This window comes from Streptomyces sp. CA-210063 (assembly GCF_024612015.1).
GTDB lineage: Bacteria > Actinomycetota > Actinomycetes > Streptomycetales > Streptomycetaceae > Streptomyces.
Map to the genome: position 1 here is coordinate 212,271 of NZ_CP102512.1, position 13,906 is coordinate 226,176.

Annotated in this window: 15 protein-coding genes and 1 pseudogene; 9 read left to right on the forward strand and 7 right to left on the reverse strand. The window is 68.8% G+C overall.

Annotation, left to right across the window (positions count from 1 at the left end; all coding sequences use genetic code 11):
• Nucleotides 1-135: 135 nt before the first annotated feature.
• Nucleotides 136-594, reverse strand: coding sequence for a cation:dicarboxylate symporter family transporter (locus tag JIX56_RS00840; protein WP_257536807.1), 459 nt, complete (start codon nucleotides 592-594; stop codon nucleotides 136-138).
• 276 nt (nucleotides 595-870) lie between these two features.
• A complete protein-coding gene (locus JIX56_RS00845; RefSeq protein WP_257536808.1) occupies nucleotides 871-2,055 on the reverse strand; it encodes a mandelate racemase/muconate lactonizing enzyme family protein in 1,185 nt (394 codons plus the stop codon).
• Nucleotides 2,056-2,147: 92 nt separating this feature from the next.
• Here JIX56_RS00845 and JIX56_RS00850 point away from each other — a divergent pair, with 92 nt between their 5' ends.
• A complete protein-coding gene (locus JIX56_RS00850) occupies nucleotides 2,148-2,831 on the forward strand; it encodes a GntR family transcriptional regulator (protein WP_257536809.1) in 684 nt (227 codons plus the stop codon).
• A 109-nt stretch (nucleotides 2,832-2,940) separates the two neighbouring features.
• Here JIX56_RS00850 and JIX56_RS00855 read toward each other — a convergent pair whose 3' ends face one another.
• Both JIX56_RS00855 and JIX56_RS00860 read right to left on the reverse strand, forming a co-directional pair.
• Nucleotides 2,941-3,195, reverse strand: a complete 255-nt coding sequence (locus JIX56_RS00855; RefSeq protein WP_257536810.1) for a hypothetical protein — start codon at nucleotides 3,193-3,195, stop codon at nucleotides 2,941-2,943.
• 689 nt (nucleotides 3,196-3,884) lie between these two features.
• Entirely contained in the window at nucleotides 3,885-4,394 is a 510-nt protein-coding gene (locus tag JIX56_RS00860) for a hypothetical protein (RefSeq protein ID WP_257536811.1), read from the reverse strand.
• Nucleotides 4,395-4,558: 164 nt separating this feature from the next.
• On the opposite strand from JIX56_RS00860, the gene JIX56_RS00865 reads away from it, so the two are divergent.
• The 8 genes and pseudogenes from JIX56_RS00865 (at nucleotide 4,559) to JIX56_RS00900 (ending at nucleotide 12,054) form a co-directional block, all read left to right on the forward strand.
• Nucleotides 4,559-5,599: a vWA domain-containing protein gene (locus tag JIX56_RS00865; protein WP_257536812.1), complete on the forward strand. Its 1,041-nt coding sequence runs from the start codon at nucleotides 4,559-4,561 to the stop codon at nucleotides 5,597-5,599.
• 205 nt (nucleotides 5,600-5,804) lie between these two features.
• Nucleotides 5,805-6,187: pseudogene (locus JIX56_RS00870) on the forward strand (ADP-ribosylglycohydrolase family protein); the annotation flags it as partial.
• A 156-nt stretch (nucleotides 6,188-6,343) separates the two neighbouring features.
• Nucleotides 6,344-7,159 carry an oxidoreductase gene (locus tag JIX56_RS00875; protein ID WP_257536813.1) on the forward strand — a complete coding sequence of 272 codons (816 nt, stop codon included), beginning with the start codon at nucleotides 6,344-6,346 and terminating at the stop codon, nucleotides 7,157-7,159.
• A gap of 13 nt (nucleotides 7,160-7,172) precedes the next feature.
• Nucleotides 7,173-7,556 (forward strand): hypothetical protein, encoded by a 384-nt coding sequence (locus JIX56_RS00880; RefSeq protein ID WP_257536814.1) that lies wholly within the window; start codon nucleotides 7,173-7,175, stop codon nucleotides 7,554-7,556.
• Between the two features lie 200 nt (nucleotides 7,557-7,756).
• Nucleotides 7,757-8,764 carry an SMP-30/gluconolactonase/LRE family protein gene (locus tag JIX56_RS00885; protein WP_257536815.1) on the forward strand — a complete coding sequence of 336 codons (1,008 nt, stop codon included), beginning with the start codon at nucleotides 7,757-7,759 and terminating at the stop codon, nucleotides 8,762-8,764.
• Nucleotides 8,765-8,814: 50 nt separating this feature from the next.
• Nucleotides 8,815-9,405: a TetR/AcrR family transcriptional regulator gene (locus tag JIX56_RS00890; protein ID WP_257550689.1), complete on the forward strand. Its 591-nt coding sequence runs from the start codon at nucleotides 8,815-8,817 to the stop codon at nucleotides 9,403-9,405.
• Between the two features lie 208 nt (nucleotides 9,406-9,613).
• Nucleotides 9,614-10,531 carry an alpha/beta hydrolase gene (locus JIX56_RS00895; RefSeq protein WP_257536816.1) on the forward strand — a complete coding sequence of 306 codons (918 nt, stop codon included), beginning with the start codon at nucleotides 9,614-9,616 and terminating at the stop codon, nucleotides 10,529-10,531.
• 299 nt (nucleotides 10,532-10,830) lie between these two features.
• On the forward strand, nucleotides 10,831-12,054 hold the full coding sequence (locus JIX56_RS00900) for an alpha/beta hydrolase (protein WP_257536817.1): 1,224 nt from the start codon (nucleotides 10,831-10,833) through the stop codon (nucleotides 12,052-12,054).
• 175 nt (nucleotides 12,055-12,229) lie between these two features.
• On the opposite strand, the gene JIX56_RS00905 is transcribed toward JIX56_RS00900, so the two are convergent.
• From JIX56_RS00905 to JIX56_RS00915, 3 genes are all read right to left on the reverse strand, one after another.
• On the reverse strand, nucleotides 12,230-12,412 hold the full coding sequence (locus tag JIX56_RS00905; protein ID WP_257536818.1) for a hypothetical protein: 183 nt from the start codon (nucleotides 12,410-12,412) through the stop codon (nucleotides 12,230-12,232).
• 222 nt (nucleotides 12,413-12,634) lie between these two features.
• The gene (locus JIX56_RS00910; RefSeq protein ID WP_257536819.1) at nucleotides 12,635-12,811 is read right to left on the reverse strand and encodes a hypothetical protein; all 177 of its coding nucleotides are present in this window, start codon (nucleotides 12,809-12,811) and stop codon (nucleotides 12,635-12,637) included.
• 35 nt (nucleotides 12,812-12,846) lie between these two features.
• The gene (locus JIX56_RS00915; RefSeq protein WP_257536820.1) at nucleotides 12,847-13,788 is read right to left on the reverse strand and encodes a hypothetical protein; all 942 of its coding nucleotides are present in this window, start codon (nucleotides 13,786-13,788) and stop codon (nucleotides 12,847-12,849) included.
• Nucleotides 13,789-13,906 lie beyond the last annotated feature (118 nt).

Consider the following 13,906-nt stretch of genomic DNA (forward strand, 5'->3'; position numbering starts at 1 on the left):
CCCCGCGCAGCGGATCCGGTGTCGTGGGCGGTGGAGGTGGTGGCGATGGTGACGTCGATGGCGAGACGGTCGGCGTCGGCTGAGGCGACGTCGAGGTCGGTGACCGAGCCGCCCGGCGCCTCCCTGGTGGCGCTATCAGCTGGGAGACCGCGTTGCAGGCCGCAGGAAGCCGGTGAAGGTGGCGTGCTCGGTGGCGGTCTTGGGCACGTCGTCGGCGTTCAGTGACGAGGGGTCGACGTGCAGGCCGGAGCCGGGCTGGAAGATGTTGGCGACGACCAGCCCGATCAGCATGGACATCAGGGACAGCACCAGGAAGTAGCCGATCGCCTTCACGCCGATCCGGCCCGCCTTGCGCAGGTTGTCCATGGAGGCGATGCCGGTGGTGACCACGCAGAAGACGACCGGGATCACGATCATCTTGACCAGCGCGATGAACCAGTCGTTGAGCGGCTTCAGGTCCTCACCCAGCCCGGGCGCGAGGATGCCGACGGCGATGCCGAGGACGGCGGCCAGTACGACCTGGAACCACAGCTCCCGTATGAGACGGCTCAGCCGTGACCGCCGCGGGCGGCCGACGGTGGTGATGCTTGTCATCGTTGGTGCTCCCTTGCACCACGATCGTGTGTAGCCCTGTCCCGTGGGGGGTGCGGGGGACGCGAACGCGGCTCGCGGCGCCCCCGATCTCGTGTGTGGCGCCCGTATCCGGCGGCGCCGGCCGACGGCGCCCGCCCGGTGGCGGGCGCGCCTGCGGTGGCGGGCGCGCCTGCGGTGGCGGGCGCGCCTGCGGTGGCGGGCGCGCCTGCGGTGGCGGGCGCGTCTGCGGTTGCGGGCGCGTCTGCGGTTGCGGGCGCGTCTGCGGTGTGGTGGCGGTCAGCTGTGCAGGGCGCGCAGCACCTTGTAGAAGGCGGCCTTGCTCTCGAAGCCGATGCCGGGGGTGTCGGTCAGGCCGACGCGGCTCTTCTCGACGACGGCGTGGTCGGCGAAGCCGCCGGTGGGCTGGAACTCGCCCGGGTAGGACTCGTTGCCGCCGAGCTTGAGGGCGGCTGCGATGTGCAGGGAGAACTGGTGCCCGCCGTGCGGGATGCAGCGCCTCGATGACCAGCCGTGCTGACGGAGCATGTCCTGGATGCGCAGGTACTCCACCAGACCGTAGGAGAGCGCGGGGTCGACCTGGATGGTGTCGCGGTCGGGGCGCAGGCCGCCGTAGCGGACCAGGTTGCGGGCGTCCTGGAGGGAGAAGAGGTTCTCGCCGGTGGCGATGGAGCCGGTGTAGTGCTCGGCGACGGTGGCGTTGAGGTGGTAGTCGAGCGGGTCGCCGATCTCCTCGTACCAGAACAGCCCGTAGGGCTCGATGGCCCGCCCGTACTCCAGGGCCGTGCTGAGGTCGAAGCGGCCGTTGACGTCGACGGCCAGCCGGGAGCCGTCGCCGTCCAGGACGTCGATGACGGCCTCGATACGGCGCAGGTCCTCCGCCAGGTCGGCGCCGCCGATCTTCATCTTGACGACGTCGTAGCCCAGGTCGAGGAAGCCGCGCATCTCGTCCTGAAGGTCGGTGAGGGTCTTGCCCGGGGCGTAGTAGCCGCCGGCGGCGTAGACGAAAACGGAGTCGTCGGGCTGCCCGTCGCCGTAGCGCTCGGACAGATACCGGTACAGCGGCTTGCCCTCGATCTTGGAGGCCAGGTCGAACAGGGCCATGTCCACCACACCGACCGCGACCGAGCGCTCGCCGTGCCCGCCGGGCTTCTCGTTGTTCATCATCACGTGCCACGTCTTGGCGTGGTCCAGGCCGCCCTGCTCGTCGAGCAGGCTGCCGGGCTCGGCCTCGAGGAGGCGGGGCAGGACCCGGCGGCGGAGGATCTCTCCGGCGCTGTAGCGGCCGTTGGAGTTGAAGCCGTAGCCCACCACGGGCTTGCCGTCGCGGATGACGTCGCTCTCGATCGCCACGATCGAACAGTCCATGGAGCTGAAGTCGATCCAGGCGTTGCGGATCGAGGAGCTGATCGGAACGACGCCCTCGTAGACGTTGGTGATCTTCACTGTCGAGGCCTTTCTCATATCTTATAAGATGTGACGCCTGTTAGAGTCGGCTGGTCCGATGCGGGATGTCAAGGGGTGGGGAAGCTCCGGAAAGGAATGGTCAGGGGGCCATGGCAGGACCGAACCTGTTCTTGAGCAAGAGCGACCTCGCCTACGCGGAACTCCGCGATCGGATCCTCTCCGGCACTCTTCCTGCCGGGTCACGGCTCGCCCAGTACGACCTCGCCGAGTCCCTCAACATGAGCATCACGCCTCTGCGCGAGGCCATCCGCCGCCTCAGCAGCGAGGGACTCGTCACCGTCGAGACGCACCGCGACGTCCGGGTCTCCGTCATGAACTCGAACGAAGCCCGCCAGCTCTTCGAGGTCCGCCTGTCCCTGGACCCGACCGCCGCCGAACTTGCCGCCCAGCGACGCACCGACGACGACATCGCCACGATGCAGGCCGCCGTCGACCAACTCCTCCCCGTCACCCGCCAATGGGGGGAAGAGGCACTCACGGCCCACCGCGCCTTCCACCAAGCGCTGTACCGGGCCTCGCACAACGATGTCCTCATCCGCCTCCTGGACGACCTGTGGGACAAGTCCGACCGCTACCGGCGCCTCGGCCTCGAACTCCCGCCCGGTGACGAACCCCGCACCCGGGACCTACAGGAACACCACCAACTTGTCTCCCTCATCGTGCACGGCCGCGCCGCCGAAGCCGCCCAGCTGATGCGAGGCCACATCACCCACAGCCTCACCGCCACCGCCATCAGCGCCCTCGAAGACCGCGAGGGCATTCGCGTGACGTGACATGCGGCTACCGGCGCCGTCGTGATGCATGGGGGGACTGAGGTGCTTCATGTCACCTTCAGCACCAGATGAATGAGTCGATGGCCACGGCATGGCGGCGCCCTGACGGCTACTGGCGTGATACGTCTTCCGCCTGGCCGGACTCGCCGGGCTGGTCGGACCAGGAGCGGAACGAGGTCGCGGCACTGCGGGAGAAGGAGCTTGAGCTCGCGACCTTGATCGTCACACACGCCTTCTGGCGCGAGGTCGCCGCTCCCGAGCCCTGGACGTCCGCAGCAAGCTCAAGGACGCCCTCGGCAGCGGGAGCGGCGAGGGCCGGGAGGCGGCGTAGCCGTGGCGGGCATGCCGCTGCGATGCCCTTCACGACATCTCTGCGGGCGGCGTACTGGGGGTCCGTGTTGTGATCACGACGGGTTCAGAGGGAGGCGGTGTCGCGGTACCTGATGCCCGAGGATGGCGGTCTGTACCAGGAAGCAGCGCATCACCGCAGAGGGCGCAGCTCTCCGACGACGTGGTGTGCGGCGCCGCGGCGACCGGGGGGCTCTTGCAACGGAGGCATGACAGGGGATCGAGCTGCTTCAGCAGGGCATCGGCCACATCCCGCACGAGTGCGATGGGGCGCCGGTTGGGACATCCGGCCCAACCGGCGCCCAGGTCACCGAGCCGGACCCGGAAGAGATCACCGCAGACGCAGCAGCGGACGCTCCACGCCTCTGTCTGACGCCGGAACGGCTCCACTGATTCAAGTTCGTACCGGGCCAGCACTGCTTCCGCCTCACGGGCTGCCAGTTTCCGGGCCGGGGTGATCGCTGGCTCTTTCCGGTCCTGCGCCCGGTGCACCTTCTTCCACGCGCGCACCCAGTCCCCCAGCCCCGCTCGGGCACCGCGCAGGCGTGAAGCAGAGCCATAAGCTGCCGCTCAGTGGTGGGAAAGGACTGGCGCGTGAGTATGCGCGCGTCAAAGTGTCTTGCCGAAAGTGGGCTGTGACCTGTGGCTATGTGTCAGTTCGGCTGTGAGGGCCGTGGGCAGACCCTGCTGCAGCCTTGGACTGGTTCAGAAGCCGACCGTGGTCTCGAAGGTGTCGCGGGCCTGGGCGAGCCGGTACCAGCGCTCGGCGAGGGCGTCCGGGTCCCCGTCGCCCGGGCCCGGCCCGACCTGGCAGCCGATGGACAGGGGGCCGGTCCAGATGCCCTCACTGGCGAGGTCGTCGCGCACGGAGCGGGCCCACGAGCGCAGCCCGGGCAGGACGAGGCCGGGAGTTGGCCATTCCCGGAGTAGGTGCGGGTGGCTGTCCCGGCAGCCCCAGTCGACGGCGATGCCGGCCTTCCACCGGTCGTCGGTGAACTTCTGCCCGCAGTTCCCGCGCACCGGGCGCTGAGCCTCGCGTTCGGCTGCCTCCTGCGCTTGGCGGCGCCGCCCATTTTCGGCGCGGCGGGCGAGGGCGGCATCCCGGCGGGGGTTGCCGATCGCGTCCCCGAGGTTCTGTCGGTCCTCGCGGCCGAAGCGCCAGAACGCGGGTCCGGCCGGGCCGTGCTCGCGCAGCAGCTCCTGTATGGCCGCCACGATTGGACCTTCCCGTTGTAGGTGCGGAAGCCGCCTTCGGCGCACTGCCAACTCCAGACACCTGGAGGGCTCGCGCAACCCTTCATCCAGTCGGGGAGCCAAGATCGATTGTCAGTGGTGGGTGAGACGGTAGGAGCATCGAGTCGGAAAGAGGGGGAGCTTTAATGTCCGGAAGCCAGAACTACATCAATCACGTTGCTCTTGTGCTGGATGCCAGTTCGTCCATGTCGCACCTGAGCCGCAAGGTCGTCGAAGTCGCCGACCAGCAGATTGCCTACCTTGCCCGCCGGTCGGGGGAACTGGACCAGGAAACCCGCGTCACGGTGTACGTCTTCGCGGACAAGGTGGAGTGCGTCATCTACGACAAGGACGTGCTGCGGATGCCGTCGCTGAAGCAGCTGTATCGCGCCGGTGGAATGACTGCTCTGCTGGCGGCCGCACTGAAGTCACAGCGGGAGCTGGCGCAGACGGCTCAACTGTACGGCGACCACAGCTTCCTGACGTTCGTACTGACCGACGGACAGGAGAACGCAAGCCATCGCTGCCTGGATGCCCCTGCCAGGGATCCGCGTGAACTGGTCAAGGCCGTGGCCGAGATGATCGCGACGCAGGAGGACAACTGGACGCTGGCCGTCCTTGTGCCGGACCAGATGGGCAAGCGCGAAGCCATGCAGTGCGGCTTCCCGAAGGACAACATCGCCATCTGGGACGCCACGAGCACGCAAGGTCTGGAGGAGGCCGGACAGGTCATCCGGCAGGCCACCGAGAATTTCATGGTGGGCCGCACCCAGGGCATCCGGGGCTCGCGGGCCGTATTCTCCACCGGTGCGGAGGCGGTCAACAAGGACACCATCGAGGCGGCCGGCCTCACCCCGGTGAATCCGTCGGAGTACCAGCTGATCCCGGTGGCCCGTGACGCGGCGATCCGGGACTGGGTCATCGAATGCGGGCACACCTACCGCACCGGTGGCGCGTTCTACCAGCTGAGCAAGTCGGAGAAGGTCCAGGCAAGGAAGCAGATCGCGGTGCTGGAGAAGAAGACGGACCGGGTGTACACGGGGCCCGAGGCCCGAGCCCTGCTCGGCCTGCCGAACACGGAAGTCCGCGTCAAGCCGGACCACAACGACGACTTCACGATCTTCGTGCAGAGCACCAGCGTGAACCGCAAGCTCGTACCGAACACGCGGCTACTGCTCATGCTCTGACGCCTTGGAAACCCCGGCGGGTCCCGGAGACCTTGTCATCCCGGCACCCCACCGGCAAGAGAGTCGGCGGCCGCGGGCGCGGCGCAGGAGTACGTGTTGCCGAGTCCCGGCAGGGCTGCGCCGCTGCCGGCCGAAAACGCTGGATGGCGAGCTCTGTCAGGAGTCGCGATCCGCGCATCGGCCTGCCGCGGTCCAAGCCGGTGGGGTCGACCAACGAGCAGCCGGAAACGGCTCCTTGATGCGGGCATCGACCTCCGCGCCCCACTTCGCGGCCGCCGGCCAAGAAGCCACCACGAACACGGCCGCCGCATCGCTGCCCTCACCCACGGTGACCGCGCGGCTTGGGAAGGCACCGCGATCTTCCACGAACTCATCCGCCTCACGTTCGAGGACACCGACCCCCTCACCGCGCTCCCAGACATTCTGGCTCTCGTCCACCCCCACCACCGCGGCCGCTACGCCCCCGTCCTCGCGCCCGACTGGCACCCCGATCAGGCGACCGAGTTGAACGGTGCCTTCTGACCCTGCCTGGGCTCCCCCGTCTGGGCGCGGGAGGCCAGTCGGCGGTTCCGGCTCGTCGTCCGCTCGTGGCCTTTCCCATACCGCACCCCACGCTTCCCGAATCTTTCTCGAATCCAGGACGTGACCACTTGCCATCGACCGACGACACCCCTATGGTCGTACGAACGTAAGGCATACGAACGTAAGACATACGGTCGTATGCCAAAACCAAGGGAGCTCGTGATGGCGACAACTCGGCCGGTGGCACTCGTGACAGGTGCCTCATCGGGGATCGGCAAGGAGACGGCCCGCGCCTTCGCCGCGGCGGGCTTCGAGGTCATCGGAACCGCTCGCAACACCGCGCGAGTCACCGCGCCCGCCGGGGTGACCTACCTCGACCTCGACGTGACCAGCGACGATTCGGTCGCCTCCGTGGTCAAGCAGGTGATCGACCGGTTCGGGCGCATCGACGTCCTGGTCAAAAACGCCGGCGTCGGCGCCAACGGCGCCGCCGAGGAGTTCTCCGTCGCCCGGACGCAGGACGTCTTCGATGTCAACGTCTACGGCATCATGCGGATGACCAAGGCGGTTCTGCCGCATATGCGCACTCAACGGCACGGACGCGTCATCAACGTCTCTTCCCTCAGCGGGTTCGTCCCCAGCCCGTTCATGGCCATCTACACCTCGACCAAGCACGCGGTCGAGGGCTACTCCGGGTCGCTGGACCACGAGGTCCGCGAGCACGGCGTCCGGATCCTGCTCGTCGAGCCCGGCCCGATCAACACCCCGTTCGGGGACCACAGCGTGCAGGGCGACACCCCCTTGCCGCTCTACGCGTCGGGACGGCGCACCTTCGACGAGGTGCTGGCGAAAAACACCAGCGGCGGCGACGATCCCGCCGCCGTGGCCAAGGTGATCGTCGCGGCGGCCACCGACCGGAACCCGAAGCTACGGCGCACCGCCGGCGCGACCGCCGCAAGCATCAGCGTGCTCCACCGCATCCTTCCGGCCCGGATCTTCGACCGCATCGTCCGCAGATTCAACCGGATGCCGAACTGACGCTCAGTTTCGCGTGCCCGAACCCGTCCGAAAGCGACGGCGCGTCTTCGACGAGGTGATCGGGGATGCGGTGAAGGACGGTGACGACCCCGCCGTCGTCGCCAAGACGATCGTCACCGCGGCCACCGACAAGAAATCGAAGCCGCGCTACACCGCCGGCCCGCCGACCTCACGCCTCACCACCGTGCGCCGCCTCGTCCCCGCCGGCCCGCCGACCTCACGCCTCACCACCGTGCGCCGCCTCGTCCCCGCCGGCCCGCCGGCCTCACGCCTCACCACCGTGCGCCGCCTCGTCCCCGCCGGCCCGCCGGCCTCACGCGTCACCACCGTGCACCGTCTGGTCCCCGCCGGAACGTTCGACGAGCAGATTCGCAAGAACAACCGCCTGCCCACCTGACACCCCGGCGGGCCACAAGGGCGCCCATTCCGCCCGAGCGTCTCTGATGCCCCCGACATCACTGGCATCCCTGATGTTCCCGAAAGTCCATTGATCAGTCACTCGTTGATTTGCCGAGGAGAGTCATGCAGCAGCAACGCCAGCAAACGGCCCGGCGCAGTGCATCGGGCGCGAGGCGTTTTGTGAAGAGGAACGTCGCAATGGCCGTGGCGGTCACCGCGACGGCGGCCGTCCTGGTCTCGGCGCCCTCCGCGTCCGCAGGGACGGGACACGCGTACAGCACATCCGTTGTCACCGACATCACGACGGCGGCGAGGTTCGACTACGCCGCCGGCGAGATCCCCGAGAACATCACCGCCAACCCCGACGGCTCAGTGACCCTGTCCATGCTCGGCAGCTGCGCGGTGTGCGAGCGCACCCATGGGCCGCAGCTGATGCGCATAGACGCGTCCGGAGAGCGCACGGTGCTCGTCACCGGGCAGGTGGGTGAGGCGATCAGCGGCAACGCCCGTGGCAGTGACGGCACCGTTTACTACGCGTTGTGGGCCCCGGGCAACGCGGCCAGGAACGGCGTGTACAAGCTGCTTGGCGACGGTACCCCGCAGCGCATCGCCGCTCTGCCCGCCGACGCGGGCCCCAACGGGCTGGCCGTCGACTCGGCCGGACGCACCCTCTACATCGCGGACAGCCTCAAGGGCACCATCTGGTCCGTTCCCGTCTCGGGCGGAGCGGTGACCCCGTGGCTGACCGATGCCGCGCTCGCGCCGGTGCCGACCGAGGCCCTGCCGATCGGTGCCAACGGGCTCAGGTTCCACAACGGCGCTCTGTGGGTCAGCAACTTCAACAAGGGCACCCTGCTGCGCGTACCGATCACCACCACCGGCGCGCCCGGCCCCGTCCGCCAGGTCGCGGGCGGCCTGCCCAACATCGACGACCTCAGCTTCCTGACCCCCCGCTCCGATGTGGTCTTCGCCGCGCAGAACGGATCCTCCTCGCAGAACGGTCCGGACAGGGTCCTGGTGATCTACCCGGACGGCACCTACAAGCCCGTCCTGACCAGCGCGGACGGCCTCACCTCGCCCTCCGCCACCGCGGTCCGCGGCGACCAGTTGTACATCACCGACGGCGGGGTCCCCGAGCCCCACGACCCGAAACTGCAGACCGCCAGGATCAACTTCCCGGCTCTCCTTGCAGGCGCAGCCCACTGACCCGACCAGCGGAAGCCAGGGCGCAGGCCCCGGCTGCGATGGAGGAACACATCGTGCGGTACACAAAAGAACACAAACAGGAGACACGGCAGCGGATCATCACGACGGCCGGCCGCCGGCTCAAGCGCAACGGCATCGACGGCTCCGGAGTCGCGACCCTCATGAAGGACGCGGGCCTGACCAACGGCACCTTCTACGCCTACTTCGCCTCCAAGGACGAACTCGTCGCCACCGCGGTCGCCGACCAGATGCGCGCACAGCACGCGAACATCGTCGCGCACGCGGCCCCCGGCCGTGCCGGACTCGAACAGATCGTGCGCTGGTACTTCTCCACCGGACAGCGCGACACCGTCGAGGACGGCTGCCCCAACGCCGCCCTGCTCGACGAGATCGCACGGTCCACTGATCCCACCAGGCAGGCATACACCAACGGCGTACTCGTCCTCATCGACGACTTCGCCGCCCGACTGGCACCCCACGATCCGCCCTCGGCGCGTCTGAAGTCACTCAGCCTCCTCGGCATGATGGCCGGGACACTGCAGCTCTCCCGCGCCCTCACCGACCGGCAACTCGCCGACCAGCTCCTCGAACAGGGCATCCGCAACGCCCTCGCACTCCTGGATGCCGAGCAGCACAACTGAGACGCCATCCGCGTACCGATCAGAAGCTGGTCCGGTCGAACAAGGCCGGCGGCTCCCTCGACAGCCGCATCCGCTTCGCCGTCGAGATCGCCACCGCCGTGGCAGACGAGATCGGCCACACCGACCACCCCACCCACACCGCCTGACAAACCCCGGCCATACCGGTCTTGGCGGGCCGGTATGCCAATTGGCCCCATGGAGGTGACAAATGTCTGAGCGCACTGCAGTCGAACTGAGCCCGGAAGCGATCCAATTCGCGGAATGGCTGGCCACAGGGGCGAATCCCCCGTCCGAGTTGGATGCGGCGCGCATCCAGGCGGAGCAGGTCCATCTCGCGGCCCGGGAACCGGAAGGCGTCACCTATCGGGAGGTGGACGCGGGCGGCGTTCTGGGAATCTGGTGCGAACCCGTCGACGCCAACACCGACTACGTCCTCCTGCACAGTCACGCCGGGGGCTCCGTGGTGGCGTCGGCACACGTCGACCGAAAGCTCGCCGGCCACATCGCCAAGGCCGCCGGGGCCCCTGTACTGGTCATGGACTTCCGGCGGGCACCGGAACACAAGTACCCGGCCCAGGTCGACGACGCGGAGGCGGCCTTCAACTGGCTGCTGTCCGAAGGGTACGAGCCGGGGAACATCATCACGATCGGCCACTCGATCGGCGGGTTCATCGCCGTCGCCCTGGCGCTTCGCCTCCGCGACAAGAAGCAGCCCCTGCCCGGCGCCATCGTGTCGATCTCCCCCTGGTGCGACCTCGAGATCGCCAACGAGACCATCGAGGCCAACGCCGGGACGGACAAGATCCTCAGCAAGGGTCTGCTGGAGTTCTTCCGGGAGTCCTGGATCGGCGGCACGGGCATCGAGTTCACGGACACCCGGATCAACCTGAATCGGGCGGACCTGAGCGGTCTTCCCCCGACCCTCGTCTCCTGGGGAACGTACGAGGTCCTGGCCGGTGAGGACGAGGAGTTCGCCGCCCGCGTCAAGGACGCCGGAATCGACACGGCGACCGTCGTGGTCCCCGGCGGCCAGCACTCGTACGTCTACGGCGCCGGCCGCATTCCGGAGACCGACGCCGCCATCGCACAGATCGGCGCGTGGGTCCGCGAGAAGACGAAGATCTGACCGAGCGGTCCCGGTCCGGCAGGCGCAAGAGCCGCACGCCTGCCGGACCGGGACGGGGGGAACGGACGCGAACGTGGCCTGCGGTGGCGGGCAGGTCCGCATCGCCCGCGAGCTCGTCCCGATCCGGCAGGCGCGTGGCCGGGACGGCCGACCACGACGGCGGCTTCAGCTACGCGCGCACCGCCGCGCGACCAAGCTCGCTGCGGTGGGTCGGAGACCGGCCGGCGAAGTCGCCCGGAGGTTCTGGGCCAGCCTCGCCGACGACATCGCGGTCGGAAGGCGACGCCAGAGTTCGGCGCGTGACGCGGCAGCTCACCGAACTCGTCGCCGAGCGCACCGACGCCGCACGCGACACGGCTCCGCGTCTGATGGCCGACGTGGTATCCGCCGCGCTGCGGACGCCCGTCGAGATGCGGGCAACGGGTGATACCGACGTCTCACTGCCCGATCCGGTCCGCGAGAGTCTCACGCAGCTGTGCGCCGGCCTTCCCGTCGTCGGTGTCGCACCGGCTTCACAACCGTCCCCGCTCTCGACGCCGACCACCCGCCGGGTGGCCAGACGATTCCCTACACCCTCGATGAGGGGAAAGAACGAGGACCCGATGAGTACCTTCCACCCCGATCTCAAACGAGGTCGCTTCATCCCCAATGTGTCCTACGGACGTCTGTCGTCGCGCCTCGTGCGCAGCGTGAAGTGGCGCGCGACCGATCCAGGGCCGGACGTCACGGTCCAGGAGATCGTCGTGCCCGGGCCGAAGGGCGCGCCGTCCGTCTCGCTTCGCGTCTTCCAGCCGACCGGCCTGAAGACAGCGGCTCCGGCGCTGCTCTGGGTACACGGAGGCGGGCTGATCTTCGGCGCACCCGAGCAGGACGACCGTACGAACATCGCCTTCGCCCGCGAGCTCGGCATCACCGTCGCCGCGGTCCGTTATCGACTGGGGCCGGACCACCCCGCGCCCGCCGCGGTCGAGGACGCCTACGCCGCGCTGCGTGGCCTGGTCGAGCGCGCGAGCGACCTGCGCATCGACATCGAACGCATCGCGATCGGCGGTGCCAGCGCCGGCGGCGGAATCGCCGCGGCCCTCGCCCTGCTCGCCCATGACCGGGCCGAGATCCGCCCGGCGTTCCAACTGCTCCTCTACTCCATGCTGGACGACCGCACGACGACGAGAACCGACCTGGACACCCTCAAGGTGCGCGTCTGGACGCCCAAGAGCAACCGGTACGGCTGGTCGTCCTACCTCGGCGACGCCGTCGCGGGCCCCCACGTCTCCCCGTACTCGGCCGCGGCCCGCCGCGAGGATCTCACCGGTCTTCCTCCGGCCTGGATCGGCGTCGGCACCCTCGATCTCTTCCACGACGAAGACGTCGAGTACGCGCGCCGACTCAGTGACAGCGGCGTCCTCTGCGACCTCGACGTCGTCCCCGGCGCTTTCCACGGCTTCGACCTGGTGTTTCCCAAGGCCGAGGTCTCGCGGGAGTTCTGGCGCCGGCAGGCACGAGCGCTGAAGGGCGCGCTGTGAGTGCCGACCGAAAATGAAGGCAGATGGACACGCAGACCGCGGAGAAGGGTTCCGTCCCCACGGCGGCGGCAACGGGATCGGGCGGGAAGTGGTACTCGGACTCATCTCCCACGGTGAGCGCGTAGCTGCCGTCGACCTCAGTGAGATGGCTGGGATCAGTGGACTCCGGAAGGGCTCAGGCCCTGCGTTTCGGCTTCCGCCCCGCCGTCTCTTTGGCGGCCGGCTTCCTCGCTGCCAGGTTCGCGGTCATCCTGGGCACCGCCTTGTTCCTGGGTTTCGGCATCTCGTGCACGTCGGCCTCGGTGTCCTCGCCGCGGGATGCCCAAGTGCGGGCGACCGTCTCCTGCAGGGCGTCCATCAGGTCCGCCACCTGCCCCGGCGACCTGCTCGGGCACCGGGGACTCGGGCAGCGCATGGCCCTCGCGCTTGGCCGCGAGCAGCTCATTCAGGCCGTCGGTGTACCGGTCGCGGAAGCCCTCCAGGTCCCCGGGCTCAAGGCAGCCCCACCCTGTTTTCCCTGATCAAGGGCATAGAAGCCACCGCAGGAGCAGAGGCGCGGCAGTCATTCCGGCGGCAGCATTCAAGGCGTCACGGGGAGGGAAGCCACGCAGCCGCCGTGGTGGAGAGCTTCGCGCAGGGTGGCATTCTCCGCTTCGAGTTCGGCGTTTCGCAGGCTCAGCGCCTGGATGTGGTCGGCGTAGGCGGCGGTGGTGGCGCGTGCCTCCCGTTGCTCGGCCGCATGTTGGGAGCGCAGCATTCGGTCGGCCTTCTTGAGGTGGGCGATGTCCGCCGTCAGGGTGTCCGTATGCGGGCGGGCGCGTCCGGTGTCCGGAGCAGTCCGGTAATGATCTTCGCCAGGGGTGAGCGGCAGTAGGTGGCGCGCGAGATACCGGCTTCCGTGCACAGCGTGGAGACAGTCAGGGCGCTGCTGGTGTGTTCGGGGCTGCCGGTCACGATCCGCTCGAAGGGGTGCACGACAGCCTGGTCAGTGCCCGGCCGCACGGGAATGCCGGCGTGTTCCAGGGCGTGCCGCAGCCTCAATGCCGCGGGGTCATTCATGCGTCGAGGCTGCCGGTGGCGGTGAGTTCTGCGATGGCGTGGTCGAGGTCGGCGATGTGGGTGGTCAGCGAGGCGGTCTGGAGGCGGGACAGCCATGCCGGGCGTCGAGCGGGCGCTGGGCGGCAGGACGCCAACCACACGTCGCTGTCCCCGGACAAGGCCACCGCGACCTCCTCGGGGGGCGGTTCGGCCGCAGAGGTATTCCAGTCGGCGGCCTTGGTCGTCAAGAACGACGGGCGCTTCCAGCGCGGCTTCCAACGCCTCGCGCAGGCCCTTCTCGACGGCTTCCTCATGCAGCGGACGGTGCGCTTCGATGTCGGCGCAGTGCTTGGCCGCTACCCGAGGGCTGTGGCCCTCGGTGAAGTCCTCCAGCACTCCTCCGGTCTGCTGGTAGCGGCACGACTTGTAGGTCTTGCGCAGCCGCCGCAGGTTCAGCGACGCCTCTTCGCCGGATGCCTCGAAGAGGGAGGTGAGGTGGTGGCGTTCGAGGAATGCCTGCTTCACCGGGCCGAGGGGGGTGGCCCGGTGACGGCCGAAGGTGGCGATCACCTCGCCGCTGCGCAGCGTGTGAGCGCACAGCAGGTCCGTGTCGACCAGACGGCGGCCGTGAGCGGTCAGCCGCATCGCGAGGCGGATCAGGCCGCCCGGCTGGTGCACGGCGCCGCCGTCAGCCACCCGCAGCGTCTTGCGCGACTGGCCGAGGGCCCGGTTCTTGTCGAGCCGTCCGTAAGACGACTCCCGGACGGGGAGAGTCCGGCAGAACCGGTGAGCGGTCGAGGCGGGACTGGGCGAT

Coding starts and splice junctions, on each gene's coding strand:
- JIX56_RS00840 (WP_257536807.1), bottom strand. CDS start 594: ATGACAAGCATCACCACCGTCGGCCGCCCGCGGCGGTCACGGCTGAGC.
- JIX56_RS00845 (WP_257536808.1), bottom strand. CDS start 2,055: ATGAGAAAGGCCTCGACAGTGAAGATCACCAACGTCTACGAGGGCGTC.
- JIX56_RS00850 (WP_257536809.1), top strand. CDS start 2,148: ATGGCAGGACCGAACCTGTTCTTGAGCAAGAGCGACCTCGCCTACGCG.
- JIX56_RS00865 (WP_257536812.1), top strand. CDS start 4,559: ATGTCCGGAAGCCAGAACTACATCAATCACGTTGCTCTTGTGCTGGAT.
- JIX56_RS00875 (WP_257536813.1), top strand. CDS start 6,344: ATGGCGACAACTCGGCCGGTGGCACTCGTGACAGGTGCCTCATCGGGG.
- JIX56_RS00885 (WP_257536815.1), top strand. CDS start 7,757: ATGGCCGTGGCGGTCACCGCGACGGCGGCCGTCCTGGTCTCGGCGCCC.
- JIX56_RS00895 (WP_257536816.1), top strand. CDS start 9,614: ATGTCTGAGCGCACTGCAGTCGAACTGAGCCCGGAAGCGATCCAATTC.
- JIX56_RS00905 (WP_257536818.1), bottom strand. CDS start 12,412: ATGGACGCCCTGCAGGAGACGGTCGCCCGCACTTGGGCATCCCGCGGC.
- JIX56_RS00910 (WP_257536819.1), bottom strand. CDS start 12,811: ATGCTGCGCTCCCAACATGCGGCCGAGCAACGGGAGGCACGCGCCACC.